The sequence below is a fragment of the Bradyrhizobium sp. S3.7.6 genome (genome assembly GCF_054061875.1).
Genome location: NZ_JBSSEQ010000001.1, coordinates 1621124 through 1634817 on the forward strand (window position 1 = coordinate 1621124; position 13694 = coordinate 1634817).

A 13694-nucleotide genomic window follows, 5' to 3' on the forward strand; every position below is an offset into this window, starting at 1 on the left:
CGCTCCATCCGGGCTACAAGAAAATCAGTGCGCCTCGGGTGCGGCCATCGACAACCGCACCGGTTCGTCGACATATTTCATCACGGCGGATTGGTAGAGCACGAACAGCGGCTGGTAGGTCTGGGCCGCGTCGTCCTCGACCATCGCCATGCGGCGGTTGTCGAGCATCAGCCAGTGGCCGCCGAGCTTTGCTGCGGCAACCGCATGCTCTTCGCCGGCCCTGACGTCACGCACCACGACGATGCGGAGGTCCTCATTGGCAACGCCGGCGAGCCGCAGCGCGGCCAGCTTGGCGATGGCATAGTCTTCGCAATCGCCGGCGCCCCGCGCGAAGGTCGCGAGCGGCGAGCTCCAGACGTCGTCGGCGCCGTCATTGGCGGCCCGGATGGCAAGATTGATGGCGCGATTGGTCTCACCCAGCTTCGCGCGGCCGTCGCGGCTGCGGGCCTGGTCGACGATGGCGATCAGCTTGAGCGCCGCGGGCGACGCGCAATTGTCCCGGTCGCCGTCGCACAGCGCGAGCTGCACCATGTCGTCGTCGAGCTTCTGCTTCAGCGCGAACCATTTCTGCTGGAGGCTGCCGGACGAGATGGCGAAGGCGAACACGCCGAACGGCTCGGCGGATCTGCGCACGAGGACGCCGGCTCCAGGCGACAGCAGCGTGCCGGCGCGGAGCTCGGCGGCCGATCCGAGCAGGATCAATCCGCACAGCACAAGGACAGCGCGCCAGGCGCGCGAGCGAGCAGCGGTCTCCATCTGACATCCCCTTCCGGCTTCGCCAGGTCCCCCTCGACCTGGTCGTGCCGGGCTTTGTTGCTTTCGCGGAGATAGTGCGAGACGGGCCGTTTTGTTCTGCTTAACGCGCCCGGCAGGGGGTCCCAAAACCGTGGGACAGGCTGAAACGGGCCTGTGCAAATTGCGTAAAATTTTACGATTCGCCGGCTAGGAGGGCTCCGTCGCCGCGAAATGGAACCAATTGCAGGGAGAAGTTGCGGGAGGGCTGATTCTACCGCTTATGGCTAACAGCCCGTTATTTCACGGGTTCTGTTAGTTGGGTCACAGATTCTGCCCCGTATTTGTCGCAGGATGCTGCGGGGTACTACGAACAAAAGATGACACAAGTATCCGTCGTTCGATAGGGGCGACTGATTACTTTGGATGACTGGGAATGCGTGAAAATAAGCCGAAAACCGACCTCGGAATATTTGAAGAATTACTTCGGCTTCTCTGTGAAGGCGCCGCTATTGGGGACTCCTCCAGCCAAGTGATGGGAATCACACAAGCAATAGATGGTTTCGCTAAGGACTTGGTAATGCTATTCAAGCTTAGGCGGTCGTTACTTACTTAGATTTTAACTCTTTTTTGCGGTGCCCCCCGGTTGAATTACGCTGGCAAATTTGACGCCACGATTCCCCTTGATGGCGAGGGTTCCCGCTCGGCCGCGGACGTTCATATCGATTCCTTTACGGCCAAGACTTTTATCGCCAAGCCTTTTGTCGCGAAGGCGCACGGTCACGTGCCCGACGGCACGTTCGTTGTTCCCGATGCTAACCTGATCTTCAATGGCGAGTTCAAGCGCGCAGGTCTCGACCTCGTGCTGTCCCACGAGGGGCATGAGTTCGTCATTCACGATTATTTCAAGGGCGACAAGCGCGCAGCGATCGCCTCGCCCGATGGCGCCCATCTCACCGGCGACGTCGTCAACGCGCTCACGGGCCATGTGCAGGTTGCGCAGGCCGCGCCCGGCATCGCCGCCGCGCAGGTCATCGGCCACGTCACAAAACTCTCCGGCAGCGCGACCGCGGTTCGCAACGGCGTCTCGGTCACGCTGAACAACGGCGATAACGTCGAGAAGGGCGATGTGGTCTCGACCGGCGCGGATTCGACGCTCGGCATCACCTTCATCGACGGCACCGTGTTCGGCCTGTCCTCCAATGCGCGGATGGTGCTGAACGAGATGGTCTACGACCCCAACGGGTCGAGCAATTCCTCGCTGCTGAGCCTGGTTGCGGGCACCATCACCTTCGTCGCGGGCGAGACCGCCAAGCACGGCGACATGAAGATCGACACGCCGGTCGCCACCATGGGCATCCGCGGCACGGCGGTGCTGACCCAGATCAACTTCGTCGTTCCCGCCGGCGGCGGCGATCCGCAGCCGCAGGCGAGCTTCCAGGTGCTGGTCGAGCCGAACGGCACGACCGGCTCCTACATCCTGTTCGACAAGGTCACGCTGCTGCCGATCGCGACGGTCAACCAGGCCGGCCAGATGATCCAGATCAGCGGCGGCAACGTCTCGATCACCAACGGGCTGCTGTCGCCGGACGTCCAGAGGCTGATCACAGACGTGTTCACGCTGAAGTTCACCGACAACAACACCAACACCAAGCTGACCACGAACTTCACCGACACGATCACGCAGACCAGCGACGGCCTGGTCATCAAGACGCCGGCCGGCTACATCGCGACCGCGCTCTTCACCAACCTCGGTCAGCAGGGACCGCAGGGGCCCAGCGATCACACGACGCCTTTCAACCGTTACCCCGGCAAGCCTCTGTCTCAGAGCCTCGATCTCAACGGCAATGTGAAGACGGCGTTTGTGCTGACCGAGCGCGCGGACACGACCGGCGACACCACGCATTCCGACACGATCTCCGGCCGCATCACCTTCATCGACCAGAACCTGGGCGACAGGCCCACGGTGAGCGTGAACCTCGCCGACGCGCCGAACTACGTCTACAAGAGCGCCGGCCAGGACGTCACCGGCTCGCTCACCGCGCTCCAGAAGCAGGACATCGCGGCGACGCAGATCCAGATCAACGTCGTCGCCGACGGCGGCAACAACAACAACGGCTCGGCGGTCTGGACCTACACGATCCCCGACCACGTCTTCGACTTCCTCGCGGCCGGCGAAACGTTGACGCTGACCTACATGGTCCGCGTCGACAACAATTTCTCGGTCAGCCCCGAGACCGCCTTCATCCCCATCACGATCACGATCACCGGCACCAACGACAAGCCGGTGATCACCACCAGCGTTCCGGTCATCATCTTTGAAGGCGGCACCAGCGTGCCGGGTGGCCCGCTCACCAGCGATGTGCCGACGACGGGCACGCTGAACTTCGGCGACGTCGATCTCACCGACAAGCATACGGTGTCGGTGGCGCTGACCAGCGCGACCCTGCCTGATGGCACCGTTCCGCCGGGCCCGCTCGCGGCGTTCCAGAGCGCGATGTCGGTCGCGATCGCGGCGGGCGCCGACAGCACCGGAGACGGCACCGGCACCATCAACTGGTCGCTGGCCGATCTGCCGGTCTATCTCGCCGACTTCATCCCGAAAGGTGAGGTCCTGACGCTGGTCTACACCGTGACGCTGACGGATTCGCAAGGCGCGACCTCGAAGCAGACCATCACCGTCACGATCACCGGCACCGATGCGCCCGCGGTGGTGTGGATCGCGACCGACAAGGCCGGCGCTCCCTCCGGCGGCTTCTGGAAGGACGCGGCGAACTGGGCAACCGGCACGGTCCCGACCATCAATGACGATGTCATCGTCATCACCGATCAGCTGCACGGCCTGACGCCGTCCTATCCGGTGACGATCGACACTGCGGCCTACGCCAAGTCGCTGACGATGAACGATTTCGGTGGCCCGCCGCCGAAAGTGATCGTCCAGAGCTCGCTGACGATATCAGGCGCGCTCAACATGGGTGCCGATTCGATCCTCACGACCGCCGCGACCGGAACGATGTCGGTCGGCGGCAAGGCCGAGATTCTGGGCACGAGCGTGCTCACCAATGCCGGCTATCTGACGCTCGCGGGCGGCGGCGATTTCGCCAGCGGCACCAAGATCACCAATTCCGGCACGATCGAGCTGTCCGGCGGCACGCTGAAGACGCTCGCCACGATCCACAACGCCAGCGGCTTGCTGAGGGCCGATGCCGGCTCGACGCTGATCGTCGACACCGCGACGGTCGATGGCGGCACCGTCAGCATTTTGGGCACGCTGGAGCTCGACGGCACCAGCCTGATCGAGAACGGCACGCTGAACAATTCCGGCACAGTCAACGTCAAGGGCACGGTCGAGTTCGCCCACGAGACCGTGTCCAACACCGCGACCGGTGTGATCGAGGTGCTGGCCAACGGCTGGCTGACGATCCATCAGGGCTCCAGCGTTACCAATGCCGGCCAGATCACGGTCGACGCCAGCGGCAAGCTGATCGTCAGCAATGCGACCATCGGAGGAGCTGGTGCGGTGATCGACACCGGTGGCGGTGATGACGAGGGAGGCCCCGTCCTCAACGCCGGCATTCGCGGCGCCGGCACGATTACCAACAACGGTGAGATTGATCTGACCGGCGATGCCGTCCTGAGCGGCGGCATTCTGAAAAACAATACCGTCTTCAAGGTGAGCGGTGCGCGCAATGCGCTCAGCGATGAGACCGTCACCAATGCCGGCATCATCGAAGTGCTCGCCAACGGCGCGCTCGCGATCGAGCAGGGCTCGACCGTCGACAATTCGAGCGGCGACGTCATCGTCGACGGCAGTGCCGCACTGACGCTGGACTATGCCACGATCAGCGGCGGCGCCATCAGGGGCGCCGGCACGATCGACGTCACCGGCGCCAGCAAGATCGACAACGCCGCCACGCTCAGCGTCAGCGCGGTGACGGTCGAGAGCGGCGCCACGCTGACGCTGGACGACGCGACCGTTTCGGGCACCGCGATCGTCAATCACGGCACCGTCAATGTCGATGCGAGCAAGAATCTGACGTTGAACGGTGCGAGCCTGGCCGGCGGCACGCTCACCATCGCCGGCACGCTGGAATCGACCGGCGCGAGCGCGATCGACAACGCCGACGTCGGCAATACCGGCACGATCTCGGTCACCAGCGGCACGCTGACGATCGATCCCGGCATCCTTCACGGCATCACCAATCACGGTCTAATCGAGGCAGTGACCGGCGGCACGCTGAAGCTGACGACCGTCACCGTCGCCAACACCGGCGGCACGATCTCGGTCGACGGGACCTCGAAGCTCTATCTGTCCGACGTCTCGATCAACGGCGGCAGCCTCGGCAATGCCGGCAATCTCTACAGCGTCTCCGGCCTCAACACGATCACGGGTGGCGTCACCAACACCGGCACCATCGAAGTCCAGAGCGGCACGCTCAACCTGTCCGGCGGCATCACCGGTGTCGGCGCGCTGATCATCGACAATAACACGACGCTGGAGCTCGGTGGTGCGGATGCGCAGACCGTCAGCTTCGCCGGCGGCACCAATACGCTCAAGCTCGACAAGACGAGCCATGCCTTTACCGGCACTATCGCCGGTCAGGCGACGACCGGCGGTACTTTCACGGTCACCGGCGATGCCGGCATCAATTCGGGCAAGGGCGACGCGCTCGACTTCACCGCTTCGGGCGGGACGATCGGCAGTCGCGGCAACATCGTCCTGGCCCCGAGCGGTACGCTGACCGGTGCGACCAACGGCATTGTCGTCACTCAGAACGGCATCGGCGACATCTCGCTGACGACATCGGGCGACATCACCGGCCAGACCGGCAACGGCATCGTGCTGCACGACGGTGCGAACGGTGCAGGCGATATCACGGCGACCATCGGCGGCGGCGTTTCCGGTGCGGTCGGCCTCGACATCGTCTCCCATGGCAACGGCGCAGTCACCGTCACCAGCAACGGGCACATCTCCGGCACGACCTCGTTCGGCATCAATGTCGACCAGGACGATGCGGGCGCGGTCGGCTCGACGCACATCACCAATACCGGCTCCGTGGTCGGCGCCGATGGTTTTGCTGCGATCTCCATCCAGGAGAACGGCACCGGCGCTGCATTTATCACCAACTCCGGCACCATCGGGCCAGCCGATGCCGGCAGCGTGACCTCATCGACCTATGCGATCGTCGAGACTGGCGGCGAGATCACGATCAACAACGCCGGCCACATCAACGGCAACATCTCGGTCGCCACCGCCACGTTCAATAACGAGACGGGCGGTACCTGGACGGTCGCCGGCAGCGGCGTGTTCGGCGATGCGTCCTCGATCGTCAACCACGGCGACATCGATCTGCACGGGGCCTCCATTTCCGGGGCCGATCTGACCATCGAAAATTATGGCGACATCGACAGCTGGGGCACTGCGTCGATCACGGGCGACATCACCAACACCGGCACCGGCTCGATCGAGGTTCACACCGGGACGCTGACGCTGTTTGGCTCGCTGTCGGGCTCGGCCACGGGCGCGGTCGTCGTCGATGCCGGCGCGACGCTCGAGGTCAAGGGTGCGGTATCGCAAACGATCACGCTTGCCGGTGACGGCGCCGAGCTGGAGATCGATACGAAGGATTTCGGCGGCTCGATCGCGGAGCTGTCCGCGAACGACAAGATCGACCTGACGATGATCAAGTGGGGGCCTGGCACCAGCGCGGTTTATGTCCCGGATGCCGACCACCCCGCGAACGGCGGCGTGCTGACGGTCACCGGCGACGATGGCAAGAGCATCAGCCTCACCCTGATCGGAGACTATCGCGACGCGCACTTCGCGGGCAGCGATGAGGGTGGCCACACGCTGATCACGATCCATGCGGACGACGATGCGCCGACATTCACCACCACGGATGTGGCGCAGCTGACCGCAAGCTTCTCCGAGCAGCCCGATACCACCGGTTCGTCCTCGACGATCGACCCGTCGCCGGCCGCGACCGGCTCGATCGACTTCAAGGACATCGACCTGACCGACCGTCCGACGGTGACGAAGGTCGACCAGGACGTGACCTGGCTCGACGGCGCCACCGACCTCACCGCGTCGCTCACGCCCGACGAGACCGCCGCGTTGAAGAACGCGCTGACGTATCAGCTGACCGGCAAGAACAACGGTACCGTCACCTGGCACTATTCGATCGCCGACAACGCGCTCGATTTCCTCGGCCAGGACCAGACGGCGAAGGTCGTGTCCACCATCACGCTCGATGATGGCCGGGGCGAGACCACCACGACCGACGTCACCATCACGATCACCGGCAAGAACGACGCGCCGACGCTCGACAGCGCGACGCTGGCCGCCGTCGCCGGCAACGACAGCGATCCGGCTGGCAGCAAGATCCGCGATCTCTTCACGAACAAGTTCCATGACGCCGACACTGGCGCGACCTTCAAGGCCATCGCGGTGACGTCGGACGCCGCGACCGTTGACCAGGGCGTCTGGCAGTACAAGGTTGGCGGCTGCTGGGTCGATGTCGACTCGGTCGGTGATGCGAATGCGCTCGTGCTGAGCTCCGCTACGCTGATCCGGTTTGTGCCTGCAGACGGATTCAGCGGCGAGCCTGGCGCGCTGGGCGTCCACGCTCTCGACGACACCTATACAGGCGCCATCACCACCGCTGGCTCGACGGCGACGATCGATCTCACGGCGACGGGCACCGGCGGCACCGCGTCGATCTCGCACGACATCACCACCATCGGCACGAGCGTGACGCCTGCCATCGGTCCAGTCATCAATACCGAGAGCTTCCACGTCGAGCACATCCGCGAGAACAGCAACGATATCATCACCGATCTGGTGGTCACCGATACCGATTCTGGCGCGGCGACGGACATTTTCACCGTCACGGTGTCGACCTCGCATCCGGATACCAGCAGCGTCAGTGCATATCCGACGACGGGCTCGCTCGAGCAGATCAACACCGGCCTCGCAGAAGGTGCCGGCATCACCTACGACCCGACAGGCGCCAGCACCGAGCAGTATCCGCAGCCGCCTGCGACGGACAAGATCAAGGTGACCGTTGCCGACTCGACCGGTCATTCCGACACCGTGAACTTCATCTTCGTCGAGGGCGCCAGCAGCCAGGGCATCCGCCTGGAGGGCACCGACGGCAAGGACGTGATCTTCGCCACCGAGTCGAGCGACACGCTTATCGGCGGCGGCGCCAAGGACCAGTTCGTGTTCGCGCCGACGTCGTCGCAGTCCGCGGTCCAGCACAGCGTCGACGATTTCGAGGTCGGCCTCGACAAGATCGACCTGCGGCAGTTCGGCAGCATCAGCTCGCTGCACGACGTCAATATCGCTCCGCAATCGGGCGACGCCCTGATCACGCTGGACAACCACGAGACGATCCTGCTGAAGAACGTGATCGCGGCAAATCTGAAGGCCAGCGATTTCATCTTCCACATCACCTGATCGCCGCCCGGGCCTCCTGGCGGCCGGCTCGCAGCTTGACCGCGGCAAAAAATCCTTAATCCTCGACCGCCGGGGAATAGCCAATCGCTCGCGGACGCTCCATGATCGGTGCGCCGGGCGCGATACAGGTCAGGAAGTCCGACTGAAATGAAGCGTCTCAAGATCCTGCGGCGGTGGTTTGCGCGGAAGCTCGGCTTCGCGCGGCTGATGTGCCTTGCGCTGCTGGTCGTCTTTGCCGGCGCTCGTGTCTGGGATCCGCCGCCGATCCAGGAATTGCGGCTGCGCACCTTCGACATGTTCCAGCTGATCGATCCCCGCCACAAGGCGGCGCGGCCGGTCACCATCGTCGACATCGACGACAAGAGCCTCGCCAAGCTCGGCCAGTGGCCATGGCCGCGCACGCGGATCGCGGACCTGATCCAGAACCTCACCGGTAACGGCGCGGTGACGATCGGCTTCGACATGGTGTTCTCCGAAGCCGACCGGCTCAACCCGGATCTGGTCGCGAGCCAGATGCGCGATCTCGACGACGCCACCCGCGCCAGGCTGCGCGAGCTCCCGACCAACGACCAGATCCTCGCCGACGCGATCAAGCGCTCGCACGTGGTGCTGGGCGAAACCGGGCAGCCGGCGATCTCGTCCGAGATCGACAAGTCGTTGCCCTTCACCGGCGTCGCGACGGTCGGCGAAGCGGATGCCGAACGTTTCCTGTTCGAATTCCCCGGCCTGTTGCGTAACGTGTCCGTCATCGAGAAGGTCGCGGCCGGCCGCGGCCTGTTCTCGATCAAGACCGAGCGCGACGGCCTGATCCGCCGCGTGCCGTTGATCATGCGCGCCCAGGGCAACATCATGCCCTCGCTCAGCCTCGAGATTTTACGCGTCGTCACGGGAACGCCGACGCTGCTGGTCCGGACCGACAAGACCGGCATCAGGGCCGTGCGCCTCAAGGGCGTGGAGATTCCGACCGACAAGAACGGCCAGCTCTGGGTGCACTACGCCCGCCAGGATCCCTCGATCTACATCTCGGCGGCCGACGTGCTCGACAACACCGCGCCGCCGAACAAGATCGCCGGCAAGCTGGTGCTGGTCGGCACCTCGGCGGTCGGGCTGAACGACATCAAGACCACGCCGGTGTCATCGACCATGCCGGGTGTCGAGATCCATGCCCAGGTGCTGGAGAGCGTGCTCAGCGGCGCGGTGATCTCGCAGCCGAACTATGCGCTCGGCGTCGAGCTGATCGCCGCGCTCGTGATCGGCCTGCTCGTCATCATCTTCACGCCCAATCTCGGCCCTGTCCGTCTGGGGCTCGCGGGCGCGATGTTCGCCGCCATCCTGGTCGGCGTGTCCTGGTTCTTCTACGCGCAGTACCGCTACCTCATCGACTTCACCTATCCGCTGCTCTCGACCACCGCGATCTATCTGACACTGATCTTCGCGAGCTTCGTGCGCGAGCAGCGTCAGCGCGTGCAGATCCGCGGCATGTTCGCGCAATACATGTCGCCCGTCCTGGTCGAGCAGCTCGCGCAGTCGCCCGAAAAGCTGGTGCTCGGCGGCGAGGAGCGCGAGATGACGATCATGTTTTCCGATGTGCGCGGCTTCACCACGATCTCGGAGAGCTACAAGCAGGATCCGCAAGGCCTGATCGCGCTGATGAACCGCTTCCTGACGCCGTTGACAGACGTCATCATCGATCAGAAGGGCTACATCGACAAGTACATGGGCGACGCCATCATGGCGTTCTGGAACGCGCCGCTCGACGATGCCGAGCACGAGGTCAACGCCTGCGAGGCCGCGATCCAGATGCTGGAGCAGATCGACGCGGTCAACAAGGAGCGCGAGCAGGAGGCCGCCGACGGCGGTCACGTCTACATCCCGCTCAATGTCGGCATCGGCCTCAACACCGGCATCGGCGTCGTCGGCAACATGGGCTCCGACCTAAAGAAGAACTATTCGGTGCTCGGCGACAGCGTGAACCTCGCCTCGCGCCTGGAAGGCCAGTCGAAGGAATACGGCTTTCCCATCATCGTCGGCTCCAGGACCGCGCTCGCCGCCAAGGACAAGTTCGCGATCCTCGAGCTCGACTTCATCATGGTCAAGGGCAAGACCGAGCCCGAGGTGATCTACGCCATCGCCGGCCGCGAGGACGTGATGCATTCGGGCGCTTTCCAGCGCCTGCGCAACGTCACCATCGAGATGCTCGGCTGCTACCGCGGCCGCGACTGGCAGGGCGCGCTGGAAGCGATCGAGCGCGGCCGCCGCAGCGAGGATGCCGACACGCTGGAAAAGCTGTTCAAGCTGTACGAGGCGCGAATCAAGGAATTCCAGATCAATCCGCCGGCGGAAGGATGGAACGGCGCGTATGCGCTGCTGACGAAGTAGCGGTGTGAGTGCGTGGCCATCGCTGGTGCTGCACTGAAAGTGTCGTCCCCGCGTACGCGGGGACCCATACCCCCAGGGAGATGTTATCGCGCGAGCCGGTAACTCCGAGTCTTCGCCAAACCACTCCCTGCGGTTATGGGTCCCGGGCTCGCGACTACGTCGCGCCCCGGGACGACAGCGGTGTTTGGCGCGGTAGCGTCCGTCTGCTCTTCGCCACCAACATCAACTCCCGTAGGGTGGGCAAAGGCGCGCTAAAGCAGGATGGGGTTAGGTTGAATCGATTTGGGATTCCCAAATCGGTGTGTTTCTGATTCACCATGCTGGCTGGGTTGGAGGCCAGCATGGATGGGCAAGCCTTATTCTCTGGATCTTCGCAAGCGTGTCGTGTCCGCGATCGAGGGCGGGATGTCCCGCAATCAGGCAGCCAAGCAGTTTGGGGTCGCGATCAGCACAGCAATCGGTTGGATGCAACGGGTAGAGGAGACCGGCAGCGTTGAGCCTGGTCAGATGGGCGGTCATAAGCCGAAGGCGGTTTCGGGAGACCACGCGGTTTGGCTGTCGCAACGGATCAAGGACGGCGATTTCACTATACGGGGGCTCGTTGCCGAGCTTGCTGGACGCGGCCTGAAGGTCGACTATCACTCGGTGTGGGACTTCGTGCATGCCGAGAAGCTCAGCTTCAAAAAAAAGCGTGGCGGCTGGCGAACGCGATCGACCCGCGGTCGCGCGGCGGCGAGCCCAGTGGACAAAATATCAAGGACGCGTCGAAGCTGAGCGGCTCGTCTTCATCGACGAGACATGGACCAGAACCGATATGGCGCCTTTGCGGGGATGGGCGCCGCGCGGGCACAGACTTCCTGCCACGGTTCCCCACGGCCGCTGGAAGACCATGACCTTCCTGGCGGCGCTGCGCCATGACCGGATCGATGCACCATGGTTCATCGAGGGGCCGATCGATGGCGTGAGCTTCCGCACCTATGTCGAGAAGGTTCTTCTGCCTGTCCTTCGACCCGGCGATATCGTCGTCTTGGATAACCTCGGTAGCCACAGGAGCAAAGCAGTTCGCCAACTCATCCGTTCGGTCGGCGCCAAACTCTTCTTCCTGCCCAAATACTCACCCGACCTGAACCCGATCGAGCAGGTCTTTGCCAAGCTCAAGCATCTGCTCCGCAAAGCTGCCGCGCGAACCGTCGACGCGGTCTGCGCCGCAATCGGCCACGCACTCGATGCCTTCACCCCCGAGGAATGCGCCAATTACCTGAAAAATTCAGGCTATCGAACTTAATGCCATCACGCTTTAGCGCCGTGCCCACCATCTTACTCCGCGTATAGAGGTGGTGGGCACGCTTACGCTTTGCCCACCCTACGACACCGGCGTTTGCCGCCTTCACTCCGTCCCGATCGTCGTCAGATCCTGGAACCAGTGCTGCGCCTGCACGAACTGCTTGATCTTCGGCGACAGCGCGTGCGGGTTGGTGTCGTGGACGACCCAGACCAGCACGGCATCGTCGACGATCAGCGCGTGGGCCTGCGCGATCAGATCGTCCTGCTTGGCGGTGTCGAACGTCTGCTTGGCCTCGCTGATCAGCGCGTCAACCTTCGGGTTCTTGTAGCCGCCCCAGTTCACGCCGACCGGCGCGATCTGGTCGGAGGCGAAGAAGCGGACGATGGCGTAGAGCGGGTCCGAGGTGACATAGGCGATGTTGTTGGCGGTGATGCCGGCGTTCATCTCGTCGGCCGCGCCCTTGCGCCAATGCGTATATAATGTCTCGAGCTCGACCACCTTGAAGTCGATGTCGATGCCGATTTCCTTGAAGCTTTGCTGCAGGAATTCGTTCATCGGCAGGGACAGCATCTGGCCGGTGCCGCCCTGGGCGATGATGAAGGTGGCCTTCAGCGGCTTCGCCTTGGAGTAGCCGGCCTCTTCGACCAGCTTCTTGGCCGCGGCCAGATCATATTTCAGCTCGAAGGTCGGTTTGCCGAACCACGGGCTCGACGGGTCGACCTGGCCCTTGGCGGGTTTTGCAAGCCCGTTCATCAGACCAACGACTTCGTCACGGTTGATCGCGAGATTCAGCGCCTTGCGCAGGCGGATGTCGGTCCAGGGCGAGCCCGGCAGCACGCTGAGGTGATAGTTCCAGACGTGCGGCGTGACGTTGTCGACGATCTTCATGCCGGCGGCTTTCAGCTGCGGTACGGCGTCCGGCGCCGGCGTCTCGATCAGGTCGACTTGGCCTGCGAGCAGCGCATTGGTGCGCGTCAGCGCTTCCGGCATCGGCACCAGCACGATCTTGTCGGCCTTTGGAATGCGCTTCTTGTTCCAGTAGTCCGGATTCTTCGTGAGCTCGGCAAGCTCGCGCGGCACCAGCTTGGTCAATTTGAACGGACCGGTGCCGGAAGGCTGGCTCGCGAACTTGTCCCAATCCTTGCCGAGCTTCTCGTACTGCGCCGGGCTCGAGACCAGGAACCACAGCATCTGATAGGGGAAGAAGGAATCGACCGTCTTGGTCGTGATCTCCACCGTGAAATCGTCGATCTTGGCGTAGCTCGCGACCGAAGGCAGGCGGGTCTTCACCTGCGCGCTCTGCCGCTTGTCGAATTGCGGCGCCTTGTCGTTGAGCACCTTGTCCAGATTCCAGATCACCGCGTCGGCGTTGAACTCGCTGCCGTCGTGAAACTTCACGCCCTTGCGCAAAGCAAACCGCCATTTGGTCTTGTCGGCATCATCCACCTTCCATTCGGTGGCGAGCCCGGGCACCAGCTTGCCGGGGCGGTCGGCGACGTCCATCTCCCAGGCGACCAGCGGATCGTAGATGGTGTACGCCGTGAACTGATAGGCGCCGGCGCCGCGATCGGGCTGGCCCGTCGTCAGCGGGATGTCCGCCATCGAGATGCCGTAGCGCACCACCGTTTCGGCGCGTGCCGTGATCGCGGATAACGCCAGCGCAAGCACGGCGAGACAGGTCGATAGTCGGATACGCATGGCCCAAGGCTCCCAGGAGATTTCAGAGCCAAACTTGCAATCTTGATGCCAGAATAGGCAGGACGGTGGCTTTGCCGACACGTGATCACACAGACTTGTCGTCGCAGGGGCAATTTGCAGAAAAAGTTTCCCCATTGGCAT

At 63.5% G+C, this 13694-nt stretch carries 5 protein-coding genes; 3 read left to right on the forward strand and 2 right to left on the reverse strand.

What is annotated here, in order from left to right:
* Positions 1-24: 24 nt before the first annotated feature.
* The gene (locus ACVJ5M_RS07680) at positions 25-756 is read right to left on the reverse strand and encodes a transglutaminase-like cysteine peptidase (RefSeq protein WP_063980814.1); all 732 of its coding nucleotides are present in this window, start codon (positions 754-756) and stop codon (positions 25-27) included.
* Between the two features lie 622 nt (positions 757-1378).
* Here ACVJ5M_RS07680 and ACVJ5M_RS07685 point away from each other — a divergent pair.
* The 3 genes from ACVJ5M_RS07685 to ACVJ5M_RS07695 all read left to right on the forward strand — a co-directional run bounded on the left by ACVJ5M_RS07685 (position 1379) and on the right by ACVJ5M_RS07695 (position 11855).
* Positions 1379-8191, forward strand: a complete 6813-nt coding sequence (locus tag ACVJ5M_RS07685) for a VCBS domain-containing protein (protein WP_354099833.1) — start codon at positions 1379-1381, stop codon at positions 8189-8191.
* A 147-nt stretch (positions 8192-8338) separates the two neighbouring features.
* Positions 8339-10570 (forward strand): CHASE2 domain-containing protein, encoded by a 2232-nt coding sequence (locus tag ACVJ5M_RS07690; protein ID WP_063980816.1) that lies wholly within the window; start codon positions 8339-8341, stop codon positions 10568-10570.
* 345 nt (positions 10571-10915) lie between these two features.
* Positions 10916-11855, forward strand: a protein-coding gene (locus tag ACVJ5M_RS07695) for an IS630 family transposase (RefSeq protein WP_425364243.1) whose coding sequence is annotated in 2 segments (ribosomal slippage) — positions 10916-11251 and positions 11253-11855 — 939 coding nt in all. Because the reading frame shifts where the segments join, the coding sequence is not laid out codon by codon here.
* Positions 11856-11957: 102 nt separating this feature from the next.
* On the opposite strand, the gene ACVJ5M_RS07700 is transcribed toward ACVJ5M_RS07695, so the two are convergent.
* Complete coding sequence (locus ACVJ5M_RS07700; protein ID WP_063980817.1) at positions 11958-13553, reverse strand: ABC transporter substrate-binding protein; 1596 nt, start codon at positions 13551-13553, stop codon at positions 11958-11960.
* Positions 13554-13694: the final 141 nt, after the last annotated feature.

Bases quoted from the DNA above. Each gene is read 5' to 3' on its own strand.
- ACVJ5M_RS07680 (WP_063980814.1), bottom strand. From the start codon at position 756: ATGGAGACCGCTGCTCGCTCGCGCGCCTGGCGCGCTGTCCTTGTGCTG.
- ACVJ5M_RS07690 (WP_063980816.1), top strand. From the start codon at position 8,339: ATGAAGCGTCTCAAGATCCTGCGGCGGTGGTTTGCGCGGAAGCTCGGC.
- ACVJ5M_RS07700 (WP_063980817.1), bottom strand. From the start codon at position 13,553: ATGCGTATCCGACTATCGACCTGTCTCGCCGTGCTTGCGCTGGCGTTA.